The sequence below is a fragment of the Labrys sp. F242 genome (assembly GCF_057813875.1).
Window position 1 is genome coordinate 550,170 of record NZ_JBVASG010000001.1, and the last position, 25,215, is coordinate 575,384.

Consider the following 25,215-nt stretch of genomic DNA (forward strand, 5'->3'; position numbering starts at 1 on the left):
TCTCATGAATTTCATGCCCTTACCGGACCGCGATCCGACGCCTCGCGAACGGTCCTATCTGACGGCCCTGGAAGCGGGGGAGTTGAGGCCTTCGATCAGCGGGCAGGCCGGACATATGTGCCGGAAGTTCGGCTGGTGCGAGGCCGTGTTCCATCTACCGGACGGCTCGCAGAAGACACGATCGGAATTGCCCAGCCAGATGGATTCGATTGCGGTGATCAAGGCAGGCTATCGCGCCATCGGCTATTGCCTCACTTCGCGCGGCCGGGCCGCGTTGGCGAGGTCCGTGGCAAAGAAGTAGCAAATCGCCGCTGTGGAATTGCCTGGCGCTACAGCCAGTTCTTCCAGCGGAACAGCACATAGGGGGCGATAGCGACCACCACCATCAGGATCAGGGCCATGGGGTAGCCATGCGCCCATTTGAGTTCCGGCATTCTCTCGAAATTCATGCCGTAGACCGAGGCTACCAGCGTCGGCGGCATGAAGATCACAGCCATCACCGAAAAAAGCTTGATGATGTTGTTCTGCTCGAGATTGACCAGGCCGAGAGTGGCGTCGAGCAGGAATTGGATCTTCCCCGACTGAAAGGTCGCGTGTTCCTCGAGCGATTGCAGGTCGCGCAGTGTCATCTTGACTTCCTCGCGCAGTTCAGAGGGGACCTTGGCGGCTTTGAGGCCAGCCGAGAACCACAATAGTACCCGCTCGATCGAGACCAGGCTTTCACGGCATTTCGAGACGAGATCGCCATGCCGTCCAAGGGCCTGCAAGGTACGCTGCAGGGTGGCGTTGCGATTGCCTTGCTTGACGGCGTCCTTGAACACGCTGCGGGAGAGCGCGTCGAGCCGCTCGCCGGTATCCTGCAGCACTTCGGCTGCACGGTCGATGATGGCGTCGATCAGCCCCGCCATGATCGCCTCGGGACCGCCCCCGCAGCCGCCGGGCTTGACCGCATGGCCGGTATAGGTGGTGAAGGACTTCGGCTCGCTGTAGCGTACCGTCACCAGCACGCTGGCAGTGAGAATGAAGGTTGCCGCTGAAATGGCCGGCTCGCTGGTGTTGACGTTCACCAGGAGGCGCGTGGTCATGTAGCGCGTGCCGTTCTCCGACCAGATGAGTTCGGAGGGCTCGATATCGTCCATGTCCTCATGGGTGGGAATGGAGATGCCGAGCAGCGTCTCGACCTGCTGGTCCTCCTCACGTGTCGGGTTGAGCAGGTCGATCCACAAGACATCCCCCGGGAGGGGCTCGCCGGGTTGCAGTGTATGGGGCAGCAGCCTGTCCTTGGTCGTCGGGCACAAGCGATGCGTGGTAATCATGACAGGCCCTGCGATAAGGGAATGGAGGATTGCCCATCCCGCTAGAGCGTTTTTGCGATTAGGTGGAATCGCCAAGAACCGCAAAATGCTCTGTTTTCAGTAAGTTCAGCCAACGGAACGTGTCAACCCGAACGCATTTTGCTCTAGATGGGAAAGATGACGGCAGCGTGATTTCAATCGGTATCGGTCACAGCCAGCAGGAAGAGCCGCCGATGGCGCTTGTCAAGAACGACGAAAGTCTTGTCCCAAGCAATGTCGTAGAACCAGTCGGTCCAGGCCGTGCTGCTGGTATAGAATGCGATCTCGTCGAAGCGCAGCTCGAACAGGGCGTCACAAAAACGCAAAGCCAATGCCTTTTCCGGCATGCCCGAACCGGTGGCGTGCCAGTACGCGCCGCCATGATAGAGCGCCCGGGCGAGCAGCGTATCCACCTCGAGGCTGTCATGGAGCTCGAATTCGATGTCGGGAAGCGGCGAGGGATCAATTATCAGATCCGGGAGGCCGGCTCGGATGGCTGGGTGGACCAGGAAACGCGCCAGGATGGTATCAAGATGCAGCTGGTTGCGTCCGATATGCCAATCCAAAGCCGGTTCGGCGCCGATTTCGAAAGCCGCGAACAAGGCGTTGCCATTGCAATAGGTCTGGCGAAACCGGGCAAGCACCTCGTCGATCGCCGGAGCCGCGTGCGGGATGGGTGTAATCGCAACATCCGCCAAGGCCTGGTCCAGCTCGGCCTGCGTCGGCCGACGGCCGATATTCCCAGGTCCGGACGGTTCCGCTGCTCCCATCATGCTCGATCCCGTCGCATCGTCCTCGGCGCGGCCGACAGGATGAAGCACGATGCCGGGGCTGTCGCGCTCAATTTGCGCGGGGCGGCTTGGCCTTGGGTTTATTCTGTGGCTGTGGCCCGCCCATGAAATGAATCGGGAGCTGAAGCGAGAAGTTCTCTCCCGTCACATTGGCCGGCGGTTTGGGAAAGGGCGTAGCTCGTTTGAGCGCTTCCAGCGCAGCCTGGTCGAACTCGCTCTTGCCTGAACCCTGGACCACCCTGGCCGACAACACGCGTCCGTCACGATCGAGGACAAAGCCGACCGTGACCTGCGCGGATGGCAAAGGAGGCGGCACTTCGCCTTCCTTCAAGGGCGGCTGAGGCAGGGTGGGAAACTGCGTATTGGCCCACACCTGCCTGAGCAGAGCGGTATGCCAGCTCTTGGCATCGGTGATGGGTGGAGGCGTGGGTGCCGGCTTGGACTGGGCCCAAACGGGCGAGGTGGCCAAAAGCGCTCCCTGGGGCGCTCCAAGCAAAGCCAGGATCAGCGCAAGACGTTGGAAGGCAGACATGGATTTTTCCGCAAAGCTCAGGCGAATACCCTTGTTGCTTTTCCCGAAAGATTGCAAGCTTTTGAATTCACTATGGAATAATTCTTATCGGCGCAGGCGGGCCGTGCAGGTTGCCTGTCAGCCCTCGATTTCCTCACGCAGCATCTCCAGGGTCAGCCATTCCTCCTCGGCCTGCGTCTTCTCGGCTTCCACCTTAGCGAGTTGCTGGCCGAGCTCGGCGAATTTCTTCGAATCCTTGGCAAACAGGTCAGGGTCAGCCAGCCGCTCCTGCAGGTTCGCAGCCTTGGTGGCAAGCTGCTCGATCTTACGGGGCAGGGTTTCGAGGGCGTGCTTTTCTTTGAACGAAAGCTTGCGCTTGCCGGTGCGTTCCGGCGCTGAGCGGGCCGCCGCTTGGTCCGTCGGCGCCTGTCTGGGCGCCTCGGTCTTCTCCACCGGTTTACGAGCCACGCCGGCGCCGCGCTGGGCGACCATGTCGCTATAGCCGCCGGCATATTCCGTCCAGCGCCCATCGCCCTCGCTCATCAGGATCGAGGTCGAGACCCGATCGAGAAAGTCGCGGTCATGGCTGATGACGATGGCCGTGCCCTGATAGTCTCCGATCATCTCCTGCAGGAGATCGAGCGTCTCCAGGTCGAGATCGTTGGTCGGCTCGTCCAGCACCAGGAAGTTGGAGGGCTTTGCAAGGGCGCGTGCCAGCATCAGCCGGCCGCGCTCGCCGCCCGAAAGCACCGAAACCGGCGTGCGCGCCTGCTCCGGTGGAAACAGGAAGTCGCGCATATAGCCGATCACATGTTTGCGCTCGCCGCCGACTTCGACATAGTCCGAGCCTCCGCCCGTAAGTGTATCGCTGAGGGTCGTCTGCGGATCCAGGCTCTCGCGGCGCTGGTCCAGCGTCACCATCTGCAGGCTGGCTCCGAGCTTCACCACGCCGCTGTCGGGCGGGATGGCGCCGGTCAAGAGGTTGAGCAGGGTGGTCTTGCCGGCGCCATTGGGGCCGACGATGCCAATCCTGTCACCGCGGGCGATGCGGATGGAGAAATCCTTGACGATCGGCGGGCCGCCCCAACTCTTGTTCACGCCGACCGCCTCGGCGATGAGCTTGCCGCTTTCCTCGCCCTCCGTCGTGGTCAGCTTCACCGTGCCGGTGACACGGCGGGCATCACGGCGCTCCTGGCGGAGGGCGCTGAGGTTGGCCATACGCCGGACATTGCGCTTGCGCCGGGCGGTCACGCCGTAGCGCACCCAATGCTCTTCCGCCACGATCTTGCGGTCGAGTTTCTGGCGGTCGCGCTCTTCTTCCTCCAGCACCTGGTCGCGCCACTCCTCGAAGAAGGCGAAACCACGATCAATGCGGCGGGTCAGGCCACGGTCGAGCCAGACGGTGGCGCGCGACAGGTTTTCGAGGAAGCGGCGGTCATGGCTGATCAGCACCAGGGCCGAGCGCAGCGAGCCGATTTCCTTTTCCAGCCATTCGATGGCGGGCAGGTCGAGATGGTTGGTCGGCTCGTCGAGCAGCAGGATGTCCGGCTCGGGGGCGAGCACCCGGGCAAGCGCCGCACGCCGGGCCTCGCCGCCGGAAAGGTTTTCGGGGCTCTCCTCGCCGGTCAGGCCGAGTTCGTTGAGCAGATAGAGGGCGCGGTAATTGTCGTCACCCGGCCCGAGGCCTGCCTCGACATAGGCGAGTGTGGTGGTAAAACCTCTGAAATCCGGCTCCTGCGGCAGATAGCGCACCGTGGCGCCGGGATGCACGAAACGTTCGCCGCGATCGGCCTCGATCAGGCCGGCGGCGATCTTGAGCAACGTCGACTTGCCCGAGCCGTTGCGGCCGACGAGGCAGAGCCTCTCGCCGGGGGCGATCGATATGTCGGCTCCCTCCAGGGTCGGGGTGCCGCCAAAGGTGAGATGGACGTCGCGCAGGAAGAGCAGGGGAGGAGCCATGCGCGCCTTGTGCAGGCGGGCACGAGACGGGTCAAGCCTTCATTCGGTGCGCACTGTGTCCTAAAGCACGTCCCAGCCAGTCTGCGGGGCGTAGATGAAGCCAATGTGAACGGCGGTACGTTCACGAGAACGCGAGATAAAGAAATTCGGAACGTTGCAGCAAAGGCACAGCCGAACACTGAAGTCTTGCTTATTGTATGTGCCGGTTCTCCCGATCCCAGTAGGATGTGTAATGTCGTCTCTCTCCCGCCGCGCCTTTCTCATGGGCGCTTCGCTGACTGGACTGGGCCTAAGCCTGGCCAGTTGCGTGACCGATTCAGCCGCAATCAAGCCGGTGGTCGTAGCTTCGGCCGATCCGGCAACGCTGCCGGCGGTGCCGGTTGATGGCCGGCCGATCGATGAGATCACGCAGCCCGAACAGCCCCTCACCCCCGAGGGGACCTATGACTACAAGGCGATCTACGGTCAGACGACTGACGGTAAATTCGTCGTGTCGGCCGTGGATACGAAGCGTATCGGTCCCCAATTCCTGCGAGCCGAGGTCGATTATCCGACCAGCGAGCCAGCCGGCACCATCGTTGTCGATCCCAGGGCGCATTATCTCTACTACGTCATGGGTGGCGGACGGGCCATGCGCTACGGCGTCGGCGTCGGCAAGCAGGGCTTCGGCTGGTCGGGCTCGGCAGAAATCCGCTACAAGCGCGAATGGCCCGATTGGTATCCGCCCAAGGAAATGATCGCCCGTCGGCCCGACCTGAGGGGCAGCCTGGCGCAATTGCAGAGTGGTGTGGGCGTGCGCGGCGGGCCGCGTAATCCGATCACCGGCCGCGCGCTGTATCTGTGGCAGGATAACAAGGATACGCTCTATCGTATCCACGGCACCAACGAGCCTTACAGCATTGGCCACAATGCCTCTTCGGGCTGCATCCGCATGATCGTCCAGGACGCGATCGACCTTTACAAGCGCGCGCCCCTCGGTGGCCGCGTGGTCGTCCTCGGTCCGGGCATGTCGGAAGCCTGAGGCAGATAAAATCCGCCGATTTGCGGCGTTCACGCGAGGCCGGGTCGATGCCCGGCCTTTGCTTTTGGCGAGATGGATGATGTGGCCGCATCCTCAGGACGTCGCTTGCGCACGCCCTCGCGCCTGCTCCCGCATGTAGAGATCGAGTGCTTCAGCCTGCTCGGCCGTCATGCGCAGGCCGAGTTTAGAGCGGCGCCAGAGCACGTCTTCCGCGCGCTGGGCCCATTCGTGCTGCATGAGATAGTCGACCTCGGCCTCCGTCAGCGTGCCGCCGAAGTCGCGGCCGAGATCTGCGTAGGAGCGGGCCTGGCCGAGCAGCTGTTCCGCCTTGGTGCCATAGGCACGGGCGAGACGCCGGGCATGGTCCGCATCGAGCCAGGTGAAGCGCGACTTCAGGTCCGCGACATAGGCGTCGAAACCGAGCACGGGAATGTCGCCGCCCGGCAGTGCCGCGGTGGCCGACCAGCCGCGTTTGGCATTGGCGGCGGGGGCCGTGTATCTCTCCAGTTTCTCCAGCGCATGCTCGGCGAGGCGGCGATAGGTGGTGATCTTGCCGCCGAAGATCGACAGCAGCGGCGCGCCGGCCTCATCGTCGAGCACCAGCACGTAATCGCGCGTGGCGGCCTGGGCCGCGCTGGCGCCGTCGTCATAGAGCGGTCGCACGCCTGAATAGGTCCACACCACGTCCTGCGGCGTGACGGCTTGCGTGAAATATTCGCTGGCGGCTCGGCAGAGATAGTCGATTTCTTCCTCGCTCGCTTTCACGGTGGCGGGATCGGCGTGATAATCGCGGTCCGTCGTGCCGATCAGTGTGAAGTCGCGCTCATAGGGGATGGCGAAGATGATGCGGTTGTCGGCATTCTGGAAGATGTAGCAGCGGTCATGGTCGTAAAGGCGGGGCACGACGATGTGCGATCCCTGGACCATGCGCACATGGGCCTTGCTGGCAAGGCCGAGCTTGTTTTCCAGTACATCGGCGACCCATGGACCAGCGGCGTTGACGAGCGCTCTGGTGATCACCGTCTGGCGCGAGCCGGTGAGCGTATCCTCTACGATGAGAGTCCAGCCGTCGGGGCCACGCAGGGCCGAGACGGCACGGGTGCGCGGCAAGATGACGGCGCCGCGATCGGCGGCGTCCCGCGCGTTCAGGACGACCATGCGGGCATCCTCGACCCAGCAGTCCGAATATTCGAAACCCTTTTCCTGCGCGCCCGGCTTGAGCGGTCCGCCCGTCACGTCGCGGGTGAGATCGAGCGTGCGCGTGGGCGGCAGCAATTTGCGGCCGCCCAGATGGTCATAGAGGAACAGGCCCACTCTGAGCATCCAGGCTGGGCGTAAGCCCTGGTGATAGGGCAGCACGAAACGCAGCGGCCAGATGATGTGCGGGGCAATCCGCCAGAGCACCTCACGCTCCATCAGTGCTTCGCGCACCAGCCGGAACTCGTAATATTCCAGATAGCGCAAGCCGCCATGGATCAGTTTGGTGGCCTTGGAGGAGGTGCCTGAGGCAAAATCGTCCTGCTCGCACAGAAAAACCTTGAGCCCGCGTCCCGCCGCATCACGGGCAATGCCGCAGCCATTGATGCCGCCGCCGATGATGGCCAGATCGAATGCGCCTTCCACCTTCGCGCCTCCTGTCGAGTGCCGCCGCTCCCGTCCTCCCGGTGATGCGAACCAAGGGGCTCGGTGGGCTACAACCTGCGCTGCCCCGAAGGGCAAGGCAAGCCATCACTGCTTCCTGGGGTACGTACATCAAATCGCCGTTGCGCAGTCCAAAAGGATTTGCCATGGTGAGGCAAGCCGAGGGACAAGTCAGACAAATGGTCCCAAGCCGAAAGAGTGAGGCGGCATCCGTAGTCGCTCCGGACTCTCCGGCCCAAAGGCATCACCGCAGGAGACGCAGTCATGGCGGCCACGATCAAGGGACCGGCGATCTTTCTCGCCCAGTTCGCGGGCGACGCCGCGCCCTTCAACTCCCTCGATTCCATCTGCAAATGGGCTGCCTCGCTGGGTTATAAGGGCGTACAGATCCCGAGTTGGGACAGCCGTCTGTTCGATCTGAAGAAGGCGGCGGAATCGAAGGCCTATTGCGATGAGGTCGCCGGCGTGGTTGCCAAGCATGGCCTTGCCATCACCGAATTGTCGACCCATCTGCAGGGCCAGCTGGTTGCCGTACATCCGGCCTATAACGAGGCCTTCGACGGCTTTGCGCCGCCGGAGGTGCGCGGCAAACCGAAAGAGCGGCAGGCCTGGGCCGTGGAGCAATTGAAGGCTGCCGCAACCGCCTCCCGCCATCTCGGCCTCGATGCCAGCGTCACCTTCTCCGGTGCCTTGGCCTGGCCTTTCGCCTATCCCTGGCCGCAACGGCCGGCCGGCCTCATCGACGAGGCGTTCGGCGAACTGGCCAAGCGCTGGAAACCCATCCTCGATGCCTATGACGCCGTAGGGGTCGACGTCTGCTATGAGCTGCATCCCGGCGAGGACCTGTTCGACGGCGCGACCTTCGAGCGTTTCGTCGACCGCCTGAAAGGGCACAAGCGCGCCAACATCAACTATGACCCGTCGCATTTCGTGCTGCAGCAGCTCGACTATCTCGCCTTCATCGATATCTATCACGAGCGCATCAAGGCCTTTCACGCCAAGGATGCCGAGTTCAACCCGACGGGTCGCCAGGGCGTCTATTCGGGTTATGCCTCCTGGACGGAGAGGGCAGGACGCTTCCGCTCGCTGGGCGACGGGCAGGTCGACTTCACCGGTGTCTTCTCCAAACTCGCGCAATATGATTATGCCTCCTGGGCCGTGCTCGAATGGGAATGCTGTCTCAAGCATCCCGAAGACGGTGCGGCGGAAGGGGCGCCCTTCATCGCCGCCCATATCATCCGCGTGACTGAGAAGGCCTTCGACGATTTCGCCGGCGGTGGCACCGATCGCAAGGCGGTCCGGCGCATACTCGGCCTCAACCGATAAGCAGAGGGAAATACGATGGCGATCGAGGGCCGTTCGGACAGCAAGGCAGGCGGGCGCGTGCGCTATGGCATGGTCGGTGGCGGGGAGGGTGCCTTCATCGGCGCCGTGCATCGCCTCGCCGCCCGCATGGACGATGATTACGTGCTGGTGGCGGGCGCCCTGTCGTCCACGCCGGAGAAGGCCCAGCGTTCCGGCGAGGCGCTCGGGCTCGCTGCGGACCGGATCTATCCCGATTTCGAGACAATGGCGCGCAAGGAAAAGCGCCGCAAGGACGGCATCGAGGCTGTCTCCATCGTCACGCCCAACCATATGCACGCCCCGGCGGCGGAAGCCTTCATCAAGGCGGGCATCCATGTCATCTGCGACAAGCCGGTGACCACCACGTTGAAGGACGCCCTGCGCCTGAAGAAGCTCGCCGCCGACAAGGGCGTGATCTTCGCGGTGACGCATAATTACACCGGCTATCCTCTTATCCGCGCGGCGCGTGAGATGGTGAAGTCGGGGCAATTGGGGCCTATCCGCCTGATCCAGGTCGAATACCCGCAGGACTGGTTGACCACGCCGATCGAGCAGAGCGGCCAGAAGCAGGCCGATTGGCGCACTGATCCCAAGCGCTCCGGCGCCGGCGGCGCCATCGGCGATATCGGCACCCATGCCTTCAACCTGGCCCAGTTTGTCGGCGGCCTGGAGGTTTCGGAATTGCTGGCCGAACTGACTTCCTTCGTGCCTGGCCGCGCTCTCGACGACAATGTGCAGATCCTGCTGCGCTATGCCAATGGCGCGCGCGGGGCGCTGTGGGCAAGCCAGGTGGCGCCGGGTAACGAGAATGGCCTGATGCTGCGCGTCTATGGCGAGAAGGCGGGGTTCCATTGGCGCCAGGACAATCCGAACTATCTCTATTTCACCCCGCACGGCGAGCCGACCCGTATCATCACCCGGGGCTCGGCCGCAGCCGGCGAGGATGCGGCGCGGATGACACGCGTGCCCCCGGGCCATCCCGAAGGCTATCTCGAAGGCTTTGCCAACATCTATACCGAGATCGCCCGTGCCATCCGGGCCGCCCGCGGCGGTGAAGCCCTCGATCCGGCCGTGCTCTTCCCGGGCATCGACGACGGCATCGCCGGCATGGCCTTCATCGAGGCGGCTGTGAAATCCTCCAAGAAGGGTGGCGTCTGGGTGAAGCCGTAACCGGCCGGAACCCTATCCGGCGCCATTTCCGCCGGAGGCGACCAGTGTTTCGATCCGACGCAGGAGTGCCTCGTCGGCGTCGATCTGCCAGGTCAGCAGATGGTACCAGTTGAATCCTGCCCACAATGCGATGCGTTCATCGATCAATCGGGCAGGAAATTCGCCGCGCGCCGCTGCCCGCTCGAAGAGACGGCGCGCTGGCCGGAACAGCACGGGCAGAAACTCGTTGCGCAGGCGCGAGCCCGCCGCTTCGCTCGCTTGCGCTTCGGCGAGCAGGGCCCTGAAGGCGCCGCCGGGGGGAGTTCGCCAGAAGCGCCATAGATCGGCGGTATGCTGTACGAGATCCTCGACCAGGCTGCCCGTGTCCGGCAGGCTTATCGCCCGCGCCTTTTCGGCTCCATAGGCTGCCATGAACAGGTCGGCCTTGGTCGGCCACCAGCGATAGACGGTGGCCTTGCCGGCACCGGCTCGCCGGGCGGCCTCCTCGATGGAAAACCCGGCATAGCCTCGATCCGCGAGAAGCTCTCGTGCGGCCTCGATGATGGCGGTCTCGGTGTGCGGATTGCGACGGGCGCCGATCGAGCGGCGCCTTGGCTGCGTGGTTGTCGTCTCCATGCGGTGCCTCCCCATCTTGACATAACGAAACGTATCGTTTTATTCAATCATAACGATACGTATCGTTTCATTAATCGGCGAGTACTCGCCGTGAAACCGCCTGCCGTGAACCCGATGCATCAGATGGAAAATACTGCCCCCACCGCCGTTCGGCAGGCTGCTCCCGCCTTGGTCCTGACCCTGGCGGTCGCAACCGGGGCCATCGTCGGCAATCTCTATTATGCCCAGCCGCTGGTCGCCAAGATCGCACCCGAGATCGGTATCGGCCCTGATCTGGCTGGCGCCATCGTCAGCCTCACCCAGATCGGTTATGGGCTGGGGCTCATCCTGCTGGTCCCCCTGGCCGATCTCATCGAGAACAAGGTTCTGGCATTGGCGACGCTCGTTTGCGCTGCCGCCAGCCTGCTCCTCGCGGCTGTCGCACAAGGTGTCGTGGCTTTCCTGTTCGCATCGCTCGCCATCGGCATATTCTCGGCCGGTGCCCAGATCCTGGTGCCCTTCATCACTCATTTCGTTCCGCCCGAGCGGCGTGGCCGCGCGGTCGGCCTGGTGATGGCCGGTCTGATCACCGGCATCATGCTGGCAAGGCCCGCCGCGCTTTTCGTGGCGGCCTATCTGAATTGGCGGGCGGTCTTCCTCGTCTCCGCTGGGCTGATGATCGGCATCGGCGTTGTTCTCTGGCGCATGATGCCACGCTATCAGCCGTCCGGCACGAGCCATTACGGGGCCGTGCTGGCCTCGCTGCCGGGCCTCGTGCGGAACACGCCGATCCTCCGCCGCCGCGCCCTCTACCAGATGCTGTTGTTCTCAGCCTTCAACCTGTTCTGGACCGCCGCGCCCCTGATGCTGACGGAACGTTTCGGCATGTCCGACTATGCGATCGGTCTCTTCGCTCTCGCCGGGGCGGGTGGAGCGCTGGCAGCGCCGCTGGCGGGGCGCCTTGCCGATCATGGGCATGGGCGCATGGCGACCTACGGCGCGATGGCCTCTCTGGCGCTGGCCTTTCTCGCCACGGCTCTGGGCGAGCGTATCCTGTCTCTTCTGGTGCTGATCGTTGCGACGCTGGTGATCGACGCGGCGGTGCAGACCAACCAGATCGTGAGCCAGCGCACCATCTTCTCGACCGCCCCAGCGGTTCGGGGGCGCATCAATGCTCTCTATATGACGACGGTGTTCGTCGGCGGGGCCCTGGGATCGGTGCTGGGTACGCTGACCTATCACTCCGGCGGCTGGATGTTTACGGCCGCGACCGGTGCCGCTCTCGGCATCGCCGGACTGGCCTCCTTCGCAACGGAACGGCTGGAGCACCGCGGCCCCGATTGAGGAGGGTGGCAATACCGCCTAGCCGGCCTTGCGCAGCAGCTTGGCCAAAGTGCCGGCGAGCCCGTCGCGGAAGGCGAGCACGCAGATGACGAAGACCGCGCCCTGGGCCACCGTCACCCAGGAGCCGAGCGGGGCGAGATAGGTTTCCATCGCCACCACGATCAGCGCGCCGAGCATCGGGCCGAACAACGTGCCGGTGCCGCCGACCAGCGCCATCAGCACGACTTCGCCCGACATCGTCCAGTGCACGTCCGTCAGCGAGGCGAGCTGGAACACCAGCGCCTTGGTGGCGCCGGCAATGCCGGCCAGGGTAGCCGACAGGGTGAACATCATCAGCTTGAAGCGCTCAGCGTCATAGCCCAGCGAGAGGGCACGGGGCTCGTTGTCGCGGATCGCCTTCATCACCTGCCCGAAGGGCGAATGCACGATGCGGTGGATGGCGAACAGGCCCAGGAGCACGATCACAGCAACCAGGACATAGAGGGCCTTGTCGTCGGAAAGGTCGATGAGACCGAACAGCTTGCCGCGTGGTACCGCCTGGATGCCGTCCTCGCCGCCGGTGAAGGGCGCCTGCAGGGCGAAGAAATACACCATCTGGGCCAGGGCCAGGGTGATCATGGCGAAATAGATGCCCTGGCGCCGGATGGCGAGCGAGCCGACCGCGAGGCCGAGGATGGCGGCCACGGCACCTCCGCTGAGGATCGCCAGTTCCGGCGTCAGGCCCCAGACCTTGGCGGCATGGGCGCTGGCATAGCTCGCCATGCCGAAAAAGGCGGCGTGGCCGAAGGAGAGCAGGCCGCCATAGCCGAGCAGAAGGTTGAAGGCGCAGGCGAACAGGCCGAAGCACAGCACCTTCATCACGAAGACCGGATAGGCGACGAAGGGCGCGACGGCGATCAGTGCGACGATGAGCAGCATGACGCCGCGATCCCCGATCAGGGGCATTGTGCGGGTCGCGGCAGCCGGCTGGCTGGAGGAGGCCATCATGAGGCCCTCCCGAACAGGCCGGCGGGCCGCACGAGCAGCACGATGACCATCACCACGAAGACTACGGTGGCCGATCCCTGCTGGTAGAAATTCTTGACGATGCCCTCGATCAGCCCAAGGCCGAAGCCCGTCACCACCGAGCCGAGGATCGAGCCCATGCCGCCGATCACCACCACCGCGAAGACCACGATGATGAGATCGGAGCCCATATTGGGATTGACGTTGCTGGTGGTCGCCGCCAGCACACCGGCAAGTCCGGCGAGGCCGACCCCGAAGCCGTAGGTCAGCATCCTCAGCAAGGGCACGTTGATGCCGAAGGCCTCGACCAGCTTGGGATTCTCGGTCGCGGCGCGCAGATAGGCGCCCAGGCGCGTCTTCTCGATCACCAGCCAGGTCGCGAGGCAGATGGCCAGCGAGAAGGCGATCACGAAGACGCGGCTTTTCGGCAGCACCATAAAGCCGAGATTGACGGGCCCCGTCAGGGCCGCCGGCAGGGTGTAGGGCACGCCGGAAACGCCGTAGTAGTTGCGGAACAGGCCCTGGATGATCAGCGCCAGGCCGAAGGTGAGCAGCAGGCCGTAGAGATGATCGAGCTGGTAGAGCCTGGAGATGAAGACCCGTTCGATCGCGATGCCGACCAGGCCGACGCCGAGCGGCGCCAGGATGAGCGCCGGCCAGAAACCGATGCCGGCATAGTTGAACAGCATCCAAGCCGCGAAGGCCCCCATCATGTAAAGGGCGCCATGGGCGAAGTTGATGACGTTGAGCAGGCCGAAGATGATGGCGAGGCCCAGGCTGAGCAATGCGTAGAAGGAGCCATTGATCAGGCCCAGCGCGAGCTGGGCCATGATGCCCTGCAGGGGAATGCCGAATATCGTCGTCACCTTATGGGTCCTTCACCGTCGTCTGCTTCGTCATCGGCGAGAGGGAACGAAAGGCGCATAGCATGATCCGCAATGCGCCGAACGGCCCTATTACTACTTCACCAGCGGACAGCCGGCCTCGGCCATGGGTTGGAAGGCCTCGGCCGCCGGAATGGTGGCGAGCAGCTTGTAGTAGTCCCACGGCCCCTTGGATTCGTCGGGCTTCTTGACCTGGAACAGATACATGTCGTGGGTCACGCGGCCATCCTTGCGCACTTCGCCCTTGCCGAACAGGGGATCGTCGGTCGGCGTTGCCTTCATCTTGGCCATCACTGCCGCGGCGTCCTTGGACTTGGCGGCCTCGATGCCCTTGAGATAGTGCAGGACACCGGCATAGACGCCGGCATGCACCATGGTCGGCATCTTGCCGCCGCTCTGTTCGGCAAAGCGCTTCGACCAGGCGCGGGTGCCGTCGTTGAGATCCCAGTAGAAGGCTTCCGTCAGCACCAGGCCCTGGGCCGCCTGCAGGCCGAGCGCATGCACGTCGGAGATAAAGATCAACAGGCCCGCCAGGCTCTGGCCGCCCTGGGTGATGCCGAATTCGGCGGCCTGCTTGATGGCGTTGACGGTGTCACCGCCGGCATTGGCGAGCCCGATCACCTTGGCGCCGGAGGACTGGGCCTGCAGCAGGAAGGAGGAGAAATCGGAGGTCGGGAAGGGCGCCTTGATCGAGCCGACCACCTTGCCGCCCGCAGCCTTCACGATGGCAGAGGCATTTTCCTCCAGTGACTTGCCGAAGGCATAGTCGGCCGTGATGAAGAACCAGCTGTCGCCGCCCTGCTTGACCATGGCCCCGCCCGTACCCTTGGCCAGAGCATAGGTGTCGTAGGTCCACAAAAGCGTATTGGGCGTACACTGCTTTCCGGTGATCTCGGTGGAGCCGGCGCCGGAGTCGATGAAGATCTTGTTCTTTTCCTTGGTCACCTGGCTGACGGCGAGTGCCACCGAGGAGGTCGGCACGTCGAAGATGGCGTCGACGCCATCCTGGTCGTACCATTGGCGGGCAATGCCGGCGCCGATATCGGGCTTGTTCTGGTGATCGGCCGAGACGATCTCGACCTTAAGGCCCTTCTCGGCGGCCTTGAAGTCCTCCACCGCCATCTTGGCGGCGATCACCGAGCCCTCGCCGGAGAGGTCGGCATAGACGCCGGACCGATCGTTGAGGATGCCGAGCTTGACCGCGATGTCCTCCGCGCTTGCCGGCCCGAGCGCCGAACCCATGAACATGGTGGCGAGGGCTGCTGCTGCGAGCAGGGTCCGTTTTGAAATCATGAGCGTCTCCCGTTCAGCTTTTTGATTGGCGTCACACGCCCAGATAGGCGTGCAATTTGTCGCTGCTGGCTTCCAGCTCGGCATTGGGGATCATGTCGATCACCTTGCCCTGCTCGACGACATAGTGGCGATCCGCCACGGTCGAGGCGAAGCGGAAATTCTGTTCGACCAGGATGATGGTGAAGCCGCGCTGCTTGAGGCTGGCGATGGTGTGCCCGATCTGCTCGACGATCACCGGTGCGAGGCCCTCGGTCGGCTCGTCGAGCAGCAGGAGATTGGCGCCGGTGCGCAGGATGCGGCCGATGGCCAGCATCTGCTGCTCGCCGCCCGAGAGCTTGGTGCCCTGGCTGGCGAGGCGCTGCTTGAGGTTGGGGAACAGGGTGAAGATCTCGTCCACCGTCAGGCCGCCGGGCTTCACCACCGGCGGCAGTTCGAGATTTTCCTTCACCGAGAGGCTGGCGAAGATGCCGCGCTCTTCCGGGCAATAGCCGATGCCCATACGGGCGATATGGCGAGAGCCGAGGCCAATGGTTTCCTGCCCGCCGAAATGGATCGAGCCCTTTCGCTTGGCCATAACGCCGATGATCGATTTCATCGTGGTGGTCTTGCCGGCGCCGTTGCGACCGAGCAGCGTCACCACCTCGCCGGGGTTAACGTCGAAATCGATGCCGTGCAGCACATGGGACTCGCCATACCAGGCCTCGAGGCCGCGTACCCGGAGCAGGGGGGCAGGGATGTTCGCCGAATCAGGCATGGCCACTCCCGATATAGGCCTCGACCACCCGCGGATCGCCGGAGACGGATTTGTAGTCGCCCTGCGCCAGCACCTTGCCGCGCGCCAGCACCGTGATGGTATTGGACAGGGTGGCGACCACCGAGAGATTGTGCTCGACCATCAGGATGGTGCGGCTTGCCGCGATCTTGCGGATGAGCTCGGTGGTGCGCTCGACATCCTCATGGCCCATGCCGGCCATCGGTTCGTCGAGCAGCAGCATTTCCGGATCGAGCGCCAGGGTCGTTGCGAGTTCCAGGGCGCGCTTGCGGCCGTAGGAGAGTTCCTTGGCCGGCGTAGCCAGGAAGGACGACAGGCCGACGCTCTCGGCGAGTTCGGCCGCCTCCTGGTTCATATCGGCGAGGACACGCTGCGAGCGCCAGAAATCATAGGAATGCCCGCGCCGGCGCTGCAGGGCGATGCGGATATTGTCGCTCACGCTCATCTCGCCGAACACAGCCGAGATCTGGAAGGAGCGGACCAGGCCGAGCCGGGCTACGGCGGCCGGCTTCATGCCGGTAATGTCCTGGCCCTTATAGGTAATGCGTCCGGCCGACGGGGACAGGAACTTGGTCAAGAGATTGAAACAGGTCGTCTTGCCGGCGCCGTTCGGACCGATGAGAGCATGGACCGTTCCGCGCATGACCGAGAGATCGACACCGTCGACTGCCCGGAATCCCCTGAAGTCCTTGGTCAGGCCTTCGGCTTTCAGGACTGTATCTTTTGCCATCAAGCGGAGCGTTTCCCCTAAGCAAAGTTTCCCGATATTGCCCACGAATGGGTAATATCGGGAAACTTTGCAAGCGTTTGATATTCTGCAGATTCCTCCTGCTCGAGCAGGAGGAATCTGCTTAGCGCTTCTAAATCTTGCTTGGCGCTAGTCTTGGCCATCCGGGCAAGCTTCGTCAATGGCGATATGGCACCAATACTGACGTTAAGATAGGCACCTGCTTAGGTGGCTGGGGATACAGGAATGTGACGGCAGAAGGGGATACGCTCGCGCGGGAGTGGTCGAGGACGCACCGCGCAGCCGTCGCGGGAATGTTCAGTACAGGGTGGCCCGCAGGAGTTCCTCAGTCCGGTGCCGCAAGGCGATAGTTTCGCTTGCAATGTTTAGGGTTCGATGATCAACTAAACAAATAAGCAAACCACGAGCCGGCAATGACCGGCCATCATAAGACTGCGGGGCGGAGGCCGGACTATGGACAGCCAAGCAAGAGAGCAGCTCATTCGTGCGGTTGCAGCAACCATATTCCAACATTCCGAAGAACTCACGGCGCTCGATCAGGCGATCGGCGATGGTGATCACGGCCTGAATCTCAAGCGGGGCTTCGAGGCCGTTGCCGCCGAATTGCCGGGCCTTGCCGAAAAATCCTGGCCGGACCTGCTCAAGGCGGCGGGCATGGCCATGGTGATGAAGGTTGGCGGTGCGTCCGGCCCGCTTTTCGGTACCTTCTTCATGGAATTTGGCAAGGCTGTCGGCACCGAGCCCGATCGAGCTGCGCTGGTCGCCGCCTTCGCCAAGGCGGTCGAGGGCGTGAAGGCGCGTGGCCGCTCCGAAGCCGGGCAGAAGACGCTGCTCGATGTCCTCGTCCCGGTGCAAGCGGCCTTGGCTGCCGGTGCCGACGCAGCCGCGCTCAAGGCGGAAGCCATCGCCGCCGCCGACAAGACGGTGCCGATGCAGGCGATCCGTGGGCGCGCTTCCTTCCTCGGCGAGCGCTCGGTCGGCCATATGGATCCGGGCGCCCGATCTTCCTCGTTGCTCATCGCCACCGTGGCGGACGAACTCAACAAGCAAGGGCTGATGCCATGACCGTGAGCCTGGTGATCGTATCGCACTCGCCCAAGGTCGCCGAAGGCGCGGCCGACATGGTGAGGCAGATGGTAGGCGATAGCGTGCGTGTCGCCTGGACGGGCGGCGACCCCGGCGGCGGACTCGGTACCGATGTCGCCAAGATCATCGCCGCCATCGACAGCGTCTGGTCGCAGGAAGGCGTCGCCGTCGTCGTCGACCTCGGCGGTGCCGAGACCAACGCCGAGATGGCCGTCGAGATGCTCGACGAGCACAAGCGCGACCTCGTGGTCATCTGCAATGCGCCGGTGGTGGAAGGGGCGGTCATCGCCGCAACGGAGGCCTCCGGAAATTCCTCCCTGGCGGCGGTTCGCTCCGCCGCCGAAGATCTCTATGGATAGGATCGATATGCCGGATATCAACGGAGCATTGACGGGCAAGGCCGAGCTGACCAACGCGATCGGGCTGCATGCCAGGCCGAGCGTGAAGCTGACCCAGCTCGCCAAGAGCTTCCAGTCGAGCATCGAGCTGGCCACCGATGCAGCGGGACCCTGGGTCGATGCCAAGAGCCCGGTCAAGGTGATGCGGGTGAAGGCGCCCAAGGGCACGGTGCTGCATTTTGCAGCGAACGGACCGGATGCCGAGACAGCGCTATCGGCTATTCTGGGACTGATCGAGGACAAGTTCGGAGAAGAGTGACGATGCTGCATCCGGGGGGCTGCCAAGGAGGGTGTCATGACTGAACGGCGGATGGCGGGACGTCCTGCATCGCCTGGGCTTGCCTCCGGACCCGTCTTCATGATCGGCAAGCCGAGGCCACGGACCGCGAAAGCACCAGTGCAGGAAGATGGCGACGCCGCCTTGCGGACCGCCATCGATGCGGCGCTGGTCGATCTGGTGTCCCTGGTCGAGGCCGTCGATGAAGAAGGAGCCGACATCATCGGCTTCCAGATCGCCATGCTTGAGGACGAGGCCCTGTCGGAGGGCGCCTTCGATGCGATCGCAGCCGGGGTGGGGCCCGTCCACGCCTGGCGTTCGGCCCTCGACGCGGAAATTGCCGATTACGAACGCAGCGAGGATGCCTATTTTCGCGCGCGTGGCACCGACCTCGCCGATATCCGCGACCGCGTGCTCGCCCATCTCACCGGAGCAGCCGAAAGCGAGAAGGTGCCGCCCGGTTCGGTCCTGGTGGGCGAGGACCTGCCGCCATCCCTGTTCCTGTCGGTCGACTGGAGCAAGGGCGGCGCGATCGCCCTGGGTGCCGGTTCGCCATCCTCCCATGTCGCCATGCTCGCGCGCAGCCGCCGCGTGCCGATGGTGACCGGGCTAGGCGTGCTCGGGGAGGCAAGCCAGGCCATCGTCGACGGGGCGGCGGGAACGGTGACCTTCGATCCCGACAGTGCCTCGCTCGCCGATTTCGGCCCGGCCCTCGCGCGCCGGCACGAAGCCGATGCCCGGGCGGAGACAATGAAAAGCGAGCCGGTGTTTCTTCCCAATGGCACTCGCGTCGACATCATGATCAACGTCGCCTCGCCGGATGATCTCAAGGGCATTTCGCCTCAGATTTGCGATGGCATCGGCCTGGTGCGCACCGAGTTCCTGTTCGAGCCTGGCCGCCCCCTGCCGGACGAGGAAGCCCAATATGCCGCCTATGTCGCCATCGCCGCCTGGGCGGCCGGGCGGCCGGTGACGATACGCACCCTCGACGCCGGTGGCGACAAGCCGATCGCCGGGGTCACCAGCGATGGCGAGTCCAATCCTTTCCTGGGTCTGCGTGGATTGCGGCTATCGCTGGCTCGTCCGGAAACTTTCCGCGTCCAGCTCAGGGCCTTGGCGCGGGCCAGCCTGCATCACGAGATCCGCATCATGCTGCCGATGGTGACGGTGCCGGGAGAACTGGCCGAGGCCTCCGCCCTGCTCGACGAGGTGGTGGCTTCCCTCATCGCCGAAGGCACGCCCTGCCGCCGGCCGCCGCTCGGCATCATGGTCGAGGTTCCCGCTGCCGCCCTCGGGGCGCTGCGTTTCCCGGCGGATTTCTATTCGATCGGCTCCAACGATCTCACGCAATACACCATGGCCGCAGCCCGCGACATTGCCGATGTCGCCGGCCTCAACGATGCCGGCGATCCGGCCGTGCTGGAATTGATGGCCCGCGCGGTTGGGGCCGGCAAGGCCCGCAAGGTTCCGGTCTCGATCTGTGGCGATGCCGCCGGCGAGGTGCGCCTGGTGCCGAAACTGCTCGGCGTCGGCCTGACCTGCCTGTCCGTGCCGCCTGCTCTGGTGGGAGCCGTCAAGGCGGCGATTGCGGATCTCAAGCATGTCTGACGCCCGCGATGCCAGCACGCGCTCGATAGCCGCCTACAAGGCTCTGCTGCGGCGCGCGCTGGACAATCGTCCCTCGGGCACGAGGCTGAAACTGGCTGCCGCGCTCGGCACCAACAGATCCTTCATTTCGCAGATCACCAATCCCGGCTACCCCATTCCGATCCCGGCCCAGCACCTCGACGTCATTTTCGAAGTCTGCCACCTCGCGCCGGCCGAGAAGGCGGAATTCCTCAAGGCCTATCAGGCCGCCCATCCAGGGCGGACGCAGGCTCAGGGCAGGCCGGCACAAGGGCGTAGCCTGACGCTGACCCTGCCGGATCTCGGCGATGTCAGGCGCAATCAGGCGATGGATAAGGCCATTCTCGATTTCGTCACAAGCCTGGTCCACTACACGCGTGCACTCGATCGCAAGAGCAAGGGGGAGGAGGAACCGGCATCCGATGAATCTGGAGACAGCCAGGTTCAGAATTGACAGCCGGAGATCGGTTCCTGCTGCGACACGTCCTAACCAAGAACAAAGGGAGGCCCATGGAATGAAAAAGCTCATCAACGCAGTCGACGACGTGCTGGCGCAGAGCCTGGACGGATTCGCGGCGGCTCACGCCGATCTCGTCACCCTGGGCGAAGAGCGAAAATTTGTGCGCCGCCGCCAGGTCAAGCCGGGCAAGGTGGCCCTGATTTCGGGCGGTGGTTCCGGTCATGAGCCGCTGCATGCCGGCTTCGTCGGCTTCGGCATGCTCGACGCAGCCTGCCCCGGCCAGGTCTTCACCTCGCCCACGCCCGACCAGATGATGGCGGCGGCCGAAGCCGTCGATGGCGGCGCCGGCACGCTCTATATCGTCAAGAACTACGAGGGCGACGTGATGAACTTCGCCATGGCGGCGGAGATGGCGTCGGGCCCTGTCGAAAGCCTGATCCTCGACGACGACGTCGCCGTGGAGAACTCGACCTGGACCACCGGCCGGCGCGGTGTCGCCGGCACGCTGATCGTCGAGAAGATGCTTGGCGCCGCGGCCGAGCGCGGCGACGACCTCGCCAGCCTCAAGGCGCTGGGCGCGCGCGTCAACAGCCATACGCGCTCGATGGGTGTGGCGCTCACCTCCTGCACGGTGCCGGCGGCCGGCAAGCCGACCTTCAACCTCGGCGAGGACGAGATGGAGATGGGTGTCGGCATCCATGGCGAGCCCGGCCGGCGCCGCGTCAAGCTGGCTTCTGCCGATGCCATCGTCGACGAGATGCTGGGCGCCATCGTGGGCGACCTGTCGCTGACCTCTGCCACCGAAATCCTGCTCTTTGTCAACGGCTTCGGCGGTACGCCGTTGATGGAGCTCTATCTGATGCAGGATCGGGCGCGTAAATGGCTTGACGCCAAGGGCATCAAGGTAGCCCGCTCTCTGACGGGCTCCTATGTCACTTCGCTCGACATGGCCGGCTGCTCGCTGACAGCGTCGGTGCTGGACGACCAGGCCAAGGCGCTGTGGGATGCGCCGGTGCATACGCCAGCCCTGCGCTGGGGGGTGTGAGGGGCGAAACTACGGCATTCGTCGGTTCTGACCGAGACGAATGAAGCGCGAGGCCCTTCTCCCGCAGGGGGAGAAGGTGCCCCGAAGGGGCGCATGAGGGGTGAAACATGCCCCATCCAAACGTTCGCCGACACCCCTCATCCGTCATTGCACCGCAATGCCACCCAAGGCACTTCCAAAGGAAGTGCCAGGTCCCGCAAGGGGAGAAGGTAAGCCGCGCCTCTTTCTACTCCCCCTTACCCCGCCAGCAGTTCGTCGGTCGAGACGAGCTCGGCATAGCCGAAGGCGAGCGATGCCATGGCGGCGGCATGGACCTGCGCAGCCGGCACGGTGACGCCGCCGAATTCCAGGTCCCGCGTGGCCGCGGCGTCATGGGCGACGGTGACCGCATAGCCGAAATCGGCCGCTGCCCGGGTCGTCGCCTCGATGCACATATGGCTCATTGCGCCGGCGATCAGGACGTCGGTGACGCCGGCATCGTCGAGCAGTTTCTTGAGGCCGGTATCCCTGAAGGAATTGGGGAAGTTCTTGACGACGACCTGCTCGCCAGCGCGGTTGGCTACGCCCGGGTTGATCTCGGCGCCCGGCGTACCGGCCACGAAGAAGGGAGCATCCGGCTTGGCTGCTTCATGGCGCACATGCACCACGACTTCATCCTTCGCCCGGGCCGCCTCCAGCAGGCGCGCGGCGTTGGCGGCGGCTGCCTCGATGCCGGACAGGGTCCATTTGCCGCCCGGGAAATAGTCGTTCTGAATATCAACGAGGATCAAGGCACGCTTGGACATGGGGTATTTCTCCAGTTTCAACAGACGTTGTGATTGCTGAAATAGGACGCCCCGGGCAGAATGCCGATTGGCACATGTGACAAAAATCAGGGCGAAAGTGACAAATGACCATGCCTCCCTCCGAGATCGGCCTGTTGGCCTATCCCGACGTACAGCTGGCAGCGCTCTATGGTCTGGCCGATCTCTTCGCCATCGCCGACAGGATCGCCAGGGAGCGCAGGGAAGGCAGTGGTCCGCTGCTGCGGGTGAGCCGCTGGGAGTGTGACGACAGCGGCCAGGTCCGCAATCGTGACGGCGACGACAGCGCAATCCCGAGCATGATCATTCTGCCGCCGAGCTTGGCAAAGCCGCCGAGCGAGGCCTGGACCGCTGATCTGGCCGACTTCCTTCGTCGCTGCCATGGCCGCGGCAGCGTGCTGGCCTCGGTCTGCGTCGGTGCTTTCCTGCTCGCTGAAACCGGCTTGCTGGACGGGCGTCAGGCGACCACCCATTGGAGCTATGCCGAGCTTCTCGCCGAGCGTTTCGGCAAGGTCCGGGTGGATTCGGCCAAGATCGTGATCGATGATGGCGATATCGTTACCGCAGCGGGGCTGATGTCCTGGACCGATCTCGGCCTGAAGCTGGTGGAAAGGCTGCTCGGCACCAGCGTCATGGTGGAGACCGGGCGTGCCATGCTGGTGGATCCCCTGGGGCGCGAACAGCGCCATTACAGTGTGTTCTCGCCCCGGCTCAATCATGGCGACGAACCCATTCTCGTGGTTCAGCACTGGCTCCAGCAGGCCTATGCCGGTGAGATCGACGTATCGGCTATGGCAACCAAGGCAGGGCTGGAGAGACGGACGTTCCTGCGCCGCTTCGGCAAGGCCACGGGTCTGAGGCCTGTCGAATACTGCCAGCAGCTTCGCGTTGCCAAGGCCCGCGACATGCTGGAGACGACGCGGCTTTCCTTCGATCGCATCGCCTGGAATGTCGGCTATGGCGACCCGGTCTCCTTCCGCAAGATCTTCGTGCGGACGATGGGGCTCACCCCGGGCGATTATCGCCGCCGCTTCGGGGCGGCGTGAGCGTTTTTGACGCTATTCCTTCAGGCTTGCATCGATCAGCATGTCGGCGATCACGGCGACGGAGCTGGCCGGTCCGCCTTCGTGAAAGATCTGGCCGCTGATGAAAGCGCCTTCGATCAGCAGCAGCAGCCCGTCTGCAAGCAAGCCCGGCTTCCTTGCGCCCATGCGCTCGGCCATGCCTTCCAGGCGCTCGCGCAGCAATACCTTGCCGCCCTCGGCGACCATGCGGGCGGGATTGTCCTCTTCCGGATATTCCACCGCGGCATTGCTCAGCCCGCAGCCGCGATAGCCCGCCAGGGTCGCCCTTTCGCCAAGGCCTGTCAGGTAGTTGCGCAGATGGGTGCGCGGGTCGTTCTCGAAGCCGACGCCTGCACCCTCGAAGCGGGCCCAGAACTCGGCATCGTAGACCCGGACATAGGCGGCGGCCAATTCGTCCTTCGAGTTGAAACAGCGATAGAGCGTGGGTTTGGTCACGCCAGCTTCCGAGGCGATGGTGTCGACGCCGACAGCCCGGATTCCCTCCTTGTAGAAGAGCTCGCGGGCGGTCTTGAGGATGCGATCTGCCGCGCGTGGCTGCGGCGGCGAAGCGACGTTTGCAGATCCGGTCATTTGCCTCTTTCCAATTTCCAACAACGATGTTACAGACCGGTACGTATCAAGTCAATCTCGACAGTGCAGGTCTTCCGATGCAGCCCGTGAGCCGTCGGCCTTTCGGCCAGAAATATGCCTTCGTCGTGGTCGCCGTCATCTTTCTTTGCCTGCTGGTGGCGGCCGGCGTGCGAGCCTCTCCCGGGCTGCTGCTTCAGCCTCTGCACAAGGCGTTCGGCTGGGGTATCGACACGATTTCGCTCTCCGGTTCGATCGGCATCCTCCTCTACGGCCTGGTCGGCCCGTTTGCCGCGGCCCTGATGAACCGCTTCGGCATACGTCAGGTGCTGGTCATCGCCCTGACGCTGATGGCGGGCTCCATCGGCCTCAGCCTGCTGATGACGGAATCCTGGCAGTTGATCGCGACCTGGGGCGTGCTCTCAGGTCTCGGGTCCGGATGCGTCGCCATGGTGCTCGGCGCCACGATCGCCAATCGCTGGTTCAAGACCAATCGCGGCCTGATCATGGGGCTGATGGCGGCCAGCGCGGCAACGGGCACGCTGATCTTCCAGCCCGGGCTCGCCAAGCTCTCCGAGATCGGTGGCTGGCAATTGGTGGTGGCGGCGGTGGCGATCGCTTGCGCCGTCTTGATTCCGCTTGCCTTCTTCCTGGTGCCCAACCACCCCAGCGACATCGGTCAGCGCCCCTATGGCTCCGATCCCTCGGCCCCGGTTGAGCCGCCGCAGGCCCAGACCGGTCTCATCGATGCTTCGCTCGGCGCGCTGGTGCGGGCGGCCCGCACGCGCACCTTCTGGTATCTCTTCGCCACCTTCTTCATTTGCGGTTTCACCACCAACGGCCTGGTGGGCATGCATCTGATCTCCTTTTGCGGCGACATGGGCATCCCCGAGGTGCAGGCTGCCAGCCTGATGGCGATGATGGGGATCTTCGACCTCTTCGGTACCACTTTCTCGGGCTGGCTGACCGATCGCTACGATCCGCGCAAGCTGCTCTTCGTCTATTACGGCCTGCGTGGCATTGCCCTGATCTATCTGCCCTTCAGCGGCTTCAACATCTATACGCTCACCGTCTTCGGCGTGTTCTACGGCCTCGACTGGATCGCCACAGTGCCGCCGACCGTGCGCCTGACCAACGAGGCCTTCGGCGATCGCGATGCCCCCGTCGTATTCGGATGGATCGCGGCAGGGCACCAGATCGGCGCGGCCAGCGCCGCGGCCCTGGCCGGCTATATGCGGGTGCTGCAGGGAAGCTATGTCGAGGCCTTCCTCTTCTCCGGCCTCACCGGCATCGTCGCCGCGCTGATCGCCCTCCTGATCGTGCGCCGGCGCGTGACGGCCGTTGCGGCTGCCTGAACAGGTGGCGCTGGAAAATGGCTGGCCGCGTCAAGCTGCCGGTTTGCGCCGGGCATTGGTTAGACTAATGTCCGGCCAGTTTCTCTATCTTCAGGATTGCAT

26 protein-coding genes are annotated in these 25,215 nt (G+C 64.1%); 13 read left to right on the forward strand and 13 right to left on the reverse strand.

The window, feature by feature from the left end; all coding sequences use genetic code 11:
• Positions 1-13: 13 nt before the first annotated feature.
• Complete coding sequence (locus ACZYTC_RS02590; protein WP_488988834.1) at positions 14-301, forward strand: hypothetical protein; 288 nt, start codon at positions 14-16, stop codon at positions 299-301.
• A 28-nt stretch (positions 302-329) separates the two neighbouring features.
• Here ACZYTC_RS02590 and ACZYTC_RS02595 read toward each other — a convergent pair whose 3' ends face one another.
• From ACZYTC_RS02595 to ACZYTC_RS02610, 4 genes are all read right to left on the reverse strand, one after another.
• Positions 330-1,316, reverse strand: coding sequence for a magnesium transporter CorA family protein (locus ACZYTC_RS02595; RefSeq protein WP_441770433.1), 987 nt, complete (start codon positions 1,314-1,316; stop codon positions 330-332).
• Positions 1,317-1,489: 173 nt separating this feature from the next.
• A complete protein-coding gene (locus tag ACZYTC_RS02600) occupies positions 1,490-2,107 on the reverse strand; it encodes a hypothetical protein (RefSeq protein WP_454815225.1) in 618 nt (205 codons plus the stop codon).
• A gap of 67 nt (positions 2,108-2,174) precedes the next feature.
• Positions 2,175-2,657 (reverse strand): energy transducer TonB family protein, encoded by a 483-nt coding sequence (locus ACZYTC_RS02605; RefSeq protein WP_488988835.1) that lies wholly within the window; start codon positions 2,655-2,657, stop codon positions 2,175-2,177.
• Between the two features lie 117 nt (positions 2,658-2,774).
• Positions 2,775-4,595: an ABC-F family ATP-binding cassette domain-containing protein gene (locus ACZYTC_RS02610; protein WP_488988836.1), complete on the reverse strand. Its 1,821-nt coding sequence runs from the start codon at positions 4,593-4,595 to the stop codon at positions 2,775-2,777.
• 232 nt (positions 4,596-4,827) lie between these two features.
• Here ACZYTC_RS02610 and ACZYTC_RS02615 point away from each other — a divergent pair, with 232 nt between their 5' ends.
• On the forward strand, positions 4,828-5,616 hold the full coding sequence (locus ACZYTC_RS02615) for a L,D-transpeptidase (protein ID WP_434957563.1): 789 nt from the start codon (positions 4,828-4,830) through the stop codon (positions 5,614-5,616).
• 93 nt (positions 5,617-5,709) lie between these two features.
• Here ACZYTC_RS02615 and glpD read toward each other — a convergent pair whose 3' ends face one another.
• A complete protein-coding gene (gene glpD / locus ACZYTC_RS02620) occupies positions 5,710-7,239 on the reverse strand; it encodes a glycerol-3-phosphate dehydrogenase (protein ID WP_434957562.1) in 1,530 nt (509 codons plus the stop codon).
• A 282-nt stretch (positions 7,240-7,521) separates the two neighbouring features.
• Between glpD and ACZYTC_RS02625 the strand changes: the two genes are divergently transcribed.
• Positions 7,522-8,583 (forward strand): sugar phosphate isomerase/epimerase family protein, encoded by a 1,062-nt coding sequence (locus tag ACZYTC_RS02625; RefSeq protein WP_488988837.1) that lies wholly within the window; start codon positions 7,522-7,524, stop codon positions 8,581-8,583.
• A 15-nt stretch (positions 8,584-8,598) separates the two neighbouring features.
• The gene (locus tag ACZYTC_RS02630) at positions 8,599-9,771 is read left to right on the forward strand and encodes a Gfo/Idh/MocA family protein (RefSeq protein WP_434957560.1); all 1,173 of its coding nucleotides are present in this window, start codon (positions 8,599-8,601) and stop codon (positions 9,769-9,771) included.
• Between the two features lie 12 nt (positions 9,772-9,783).
• Here the strand turns inward: ACZYTC_RS02630 and ACZYTC_RS02635 are convergent, their stop codons facing one another.
• On the reverse strand, positions 9,784-10,386 hold the full coding sequence (locus tag ACZYTC_RS02635; protein ID WP_434957559.1) for a TetR/AcrR family transcriptional regulator: 603 nt from the start codon (positions 10,384-10,386) through the stop codon (positions 9,784-9,786).
• A 123-nt stretch (positions 10,387-10,509) separates the two neighbouring features.
• On the opposite strand from ACZYTC_RS02635, the gene ACZYTC_RS02640 reads away from it, so the two are divergent.
• Positions 10,510-11,709, forward strand: coding sequence for an MFS transporter (locus ACZYTC_RS02640; protein ID WP_488988838.1), 1,200 nt, complete (start codon positions 10,510-10,512; stop codon positions 11,707-11,709).
• A gap of 18 nt (positions 11,710-11,727) precedes the next feature.
• Here ACZYTC_RS02640 and ACZYTC_RS02645 read toward each other — a convergent pair whose 3' ends face one another.
• From ACZYTC_RS02645 to ACZYTC_RS02665, 5 genes are all read right to left on the reverse strand, one after another.
• Positions 11,728-12,693 carry a branched-chain amino acid ABC transporter permease gene (locus ACZYTC_RS02645; protein WP_454816815.1) on the reverse strand — a complete coding sequence of 322 codons (966 nt, stop codon included), beginning with the start codon at positions 12,691-12,693 and terminating at the stop codon, positions 11,728-11,730.
• Positions 12,693-13,580 carry a branched-chain amino acid ABC transporter permease gene (locus ACZYTC_RS02650; RefSeq protein ID WP_441770440.1) on the reverse strand — a complete coding sequence of 296 codons (888 nt, stop codon included), beginning with the start codon at positions 13,578-13,580 and terminating at the stop codon, positions 12,693-12,695. The genes ACZYTC_RS02645 and ACZYTC_RS02650 overlap by 1 nt, the downstream gene beginning before the upstream one ends.
• A gap of 93 nt (positions 13,581-13,673) precedes the next feature.
• Positions 13,674-14,891, reverse strand: a complete 1,218-nt coding sequence (locus ACZYTC_RS02655) for an ABC transporter substrate-binding protein (RefSeq protein WP_434957556.1) — start codon at positions 14,889-14,891, stop codon at positions 13,674-13,676.
• Positions 14,892-14,922: 31 nt separating this feature from the next.
• Positions 14,923-15,645 carry an ABC transporter ATP-binding protein gene (locus tag ACZYTC_RS02660; protein WP_434957555.1) on the reverse strand — a complete coding sequence of 241 codons (723 nt, stop codon included), beginning with the start codon at positions 15,643-15,645 and terminating at the stop codon, positions 14,923-14,925.
• The gene (locus ACZYTC_RS02665; RefSeq protein WP_434957554.1) at positions 15,638-16,393 is read right to left on the reverse strand and encodes an ABC transporter ATP-binding protein; all 756 of its coding nucleotides are present in this window, start codon (positions 16,391-16,393) and stop codon (positions 15,638-15,640) included. The genes ACZYTC_RS02660 and ACZYTC_RS02665 overlap by 8 nt, the downstream gene beginning before the upstream one ends.
• A 471-nt stretch (positions 16,394-16,864) precedes the next feature.
• Here ACZYTC_RS02665 and dhaL point away from each other — a divergent pair, with 471 nt between their 5' ends.
• The 6 genes from dhaL to dhaK all read left to right on the forward strand — a co-directional run bounded on the left by dhaL (position 16,865) and on the right by dhaK (position 21,303).
• The gene (gene dhaL, locus ACZYTC_RS02670; RefSeq protein ID WP_488988839.1) at positions 16,865-17,476 is read left to right on the forward strand and encodes a dihydroxyacetone kinase subunit DhaL; all 612 of its coding nucleotides are present in this window, start codon (positions 16,865-16,867) and stop codon (positions 17,474-17,476) included.
• Positions 17,473-17,856, forward strand: coding sequence for a dihydroxyacetone kinase phosphoryl donor subunit DhaM (dhaM, locus tag ACZYTC_RS02675; RefSeq protein ID WP_434957552.1), 384 nt, complete (start codon positions 17,473-17,475; stop codon positions 17,854-17,856). Before dhaL ends, dhaM begins: the two co-directional genes overlap by 4 nt.
• Before the next feature lie 7 nt (positions 17,857-17,863).
• Positions 17,864-18,154: an HPr family phosphocarrier protein gene (locus ACZYTC_RS02680; RefSeq protein ID WP_434957551.1), complete on the forward strand. Its 291-nt coding sequence runs from the start codon at positions 17,864-17,866 to the stop codon at positions 18,152-18,154.
• 36 nt (positions 18,155-18,190) lie between these two features.
• Positions 18,191-19,780: a putative PEP-binding protein gene (locus ACZYTC_RS02685; RefSeq protein WP_434957550.1), complete on the forward strand. Its 1,590-nt coding sequence runs from the start codon at positions 18,191-18,193 to the stop codon at positions 19,778-19,780.
• Complete coding sequence (locus ACZYTC_RS02690) at positions 19,773-20,252, forward strand: hypothetical protein (RefSeq protein WP_441770442.1); 480 nt, start codon at positions 19,773-19,775, stop codon at positions 20,250-20,252. Before ACZYTC_RS02685 ends, ACZYTC_RS02690 begins: the two co-directional genes overlap by 8 nt.
• 61 nt (positions 20,253-20,313) lie before the next feature.
• Entirely contained in the window at positions 20,314-21,303 is a 990-nt protein-coding gene (gene dhaK / locus ACZYTC_RS02695; RefSeq protein ID WP_488988840.1) for a dihydroxyacetone kinase subunit DhaK, read from the forward strand.
• A 236-nt stretch (positions 21,304-21,539) separates the two neighbouring features.
• Here the strand turns inward: dhaK and ACZYTC_RS02700 are convergent, their stop codons facing one another.
• On the reverse strand, positions 21,540-22,088 hold the full coding sequence (locus ACZYTC_RS02700; RefSeq protein WP_488988841.1) for a cysteine hydrolase family protein: 549 nt from the start codon (positions 22,086-22,088) through the stop codon (positions 21,540-21,542).
• Positions 22,089-22,192: 104 nt separating this feature from the next.
• Between ACZYTC_RS02700 and ACZYTC_RS02705 the strand changes: the two genes are divergently transcribed.
• Complete coding sequence (locus ACZYTC_RS02705; RefSeq protein WP_434957546.1) at positions 22,193-23,152, forward strand: GlxA family transcriptional regulator; 960 nt, start codon at positions 22,193-22,195, stop codon at positions 23,150-23,152.
• A 12-nt stretch (positions 23,153-23,164) separates the two neighbouring features.
• Here ACZYTC_RS02705 and ACZYTC_RS02710 read toward each other — a convergent pair whose 3' ends face one another.
• Positions 23,165-23,761: a TetR/AcrR family transcriptional regulator gene (locus ACZYTC_RS02710; protein WP_434957545.1), complete on the reverse strand. Its 597-nt coding sequence runs from the start codon at positions 23,759-23,761 to the stop codon at positions 23,165-23,167.
• Between the two features lie 77 nt (positions 23,762-23,838).
• On the opposite strand from ACZYTC_RS02710, the gene ACZYTC_RS02715 reads away from it, so the two are divergent.
• The gene (locus ACZYTC_RS02715) at positions 23,839-25,113 is read left to right on the forward strand and encodes an MFS transporter (RefSeq protein WP_488988842.1); all 1,275 of its coding nucleotides are present in this window, start codon (positions 23,839-23,841) and stop codon (positions 25,111-25,113) included.
• Positions 25,114-25,215: the final 102 nt, after the last annotated feature.

Coding starts and splice junctions, on each gene's coding strand:
- ACZYTC_RS02590 (WP_488988834.1), top strand. CDS start 14: ATGCCCTTACCGGACCGCGATCCGACGCCTCGCGAACGGTCCTATCTG.
- ACZYTC_RS02595 (WP_441770433.1), bottom strand. CDS start 1,316: ATGATTACCACGCATCGCTTGTGCCCGACGACCAAGGACAGGCTGCTG.
- ACZYTC_RS02600 (WP_454815225.1), bottom strand. CDS start 2,107: ATGATGGGAGCAGCGGAACCGTCCGGACCTGGGAATATCGGCCGTCGG.
- ACZYTC_RS02605 (WP_488988835.1), bottom strand. CDS start 2,657: ATGTCTGCCTTCCAACGTCTTGCGCTGATCCTGGCTTTGCTTGGAGCG.
- ACZYTC_RS02610 (WP_488988836.1), bottom strand. CDS start 4,595: ATGGCTCCTCCCCTGCTCTTCCTGCGCGACGTCCATCTCACCTTTGGC.
- ACZYTC_RS02615 (WP_434957563.1), top strand. CDS start 4,828: ATGTCGTCTCTCTCCCGCCGCGCCTTTCTCATGGGCGCTTCGCTGACT.
- ACZYTC_RS02625 (WP_488988837.1), top strand. CDS start 7,522: ATGGCGGCCACGATCAAGGGACCGGCGATCTTTCTCGCCCAGTTCGCG.
- ACZYTC_RS02630 (WP_434957560.1), top strand. CDS start 8,599: ATGGCGATCGAGGGCCGTTCGGACAGCAAGGCAGGCGGGCGCGTGCGC.
- ACZYTC_RS02635 (WP_434957559.1), bottom strand. CDS start 10,386: ATGGAGACGACAACCACGCAGCCAAGGCGCCGCTCGATCGGCGCCCGT.
- ACZYTC_RS02640 (WP_488988838.1), top strand. CDS start 10,510: ATGGAAAATACTGCCCCCACCGCCGTTCGGCAGGCTGCTCCCGCCTTG.
- ACZYTC_RS02645 (WP_454816815.1), bottom strand. CDS start 12,693: ATGGCCTCCTCCAGCCAGCCGGCTGCCGCGACCCGCACAATGCCCCTG.
- ACZYTC_RS02655 (WP_434957556.1), bottom strand. CDS start 14,891: ATGATTTCAAAACGGACCCTGCTCGCAGCAGCAGCCCTCGCCACCATG.
- ACZYTC_RS02660 (WP_434957555.1), bottom strand. CDS start 15,645: ATGCCTGATTCGGCGAACATCCCTGCCCCCCTGCTCCGGGTACGCGGC.
- ACZYTC_RS02665 (WP_434957554.1), bottom strand. CDS start 16,393: ATGGCAAAAGATACAGTCCTGAAAGCCGAAGGCCTGACCAAGGACTTC.
- dhaL (WP_488988839.1), top strand. CDS start 16,865: ATGGACAGCCAAGCAAGAGAGCAGCTCATTCGTGCGGTTGCAGCAACC.
- dhaM (WP_434957552.1), top strand. CDS start 17,473: ATGACCGTGAGCCTGGTGATCGTATCGCACTCGCCCAAGGTCGCCGAA.
- ACZYTC_RS02680 (WP_434957551.1), top strand. CDS start 17,864: ATGCCGGATATCAACGGAGCATTGACGGGCAAGGCCGAGCTGACCAAC.
- ACZYTC_RS02685 (WP_434957550.1), top strand. CDS start 18,191: ATGACTGAACGGCGGATGGCGGGACGTCCTGCATCGCCTGGGCTTGCC.
- ACZYTC_RS02690 (WP_441770442.1), top strand. CDS start 19,773: ATGTCTGACGCCCGCGATGCCAGCACGCGCTCGATAGCCGCCTACAAG.
- dhaK (WP_488988840.1), top strand. CDS start 20,314: ATGAAAAAGCTCATCAACGCAGTCGACGACGTGCTGGCGCAGAGCCTG.
- ACZYTC_RS02700 (WP_488988841.1), bottom strand. CDS start 22,088: ATGTCCAAGCGTGCCTTGATCCTCGTTGATATTCAGAACGACTATTTC.
- ACZYTC_RS02705 (WP_434957546.1), top strand. CDS start 22,193: ATGACCATGCCTCCCTCCGAGATCGGCCTGTTGGCCTATCCCGACGTA.
- ACZYTC_RS02710 (WP_434957545.1), bottom strand. CDS start 23,761: ATGACCGGATCTGCAAACGTCGCTTCGCCGCCGCAGCCACGCGCGGCA.
- ACZYTC_RS02715 (WP_488988842.1), top strand. CDS start 23,839: ATGCAGCCCGTGAGCCGTCGGCCTTTCGGCCAGAAATATGCCTTCGTC.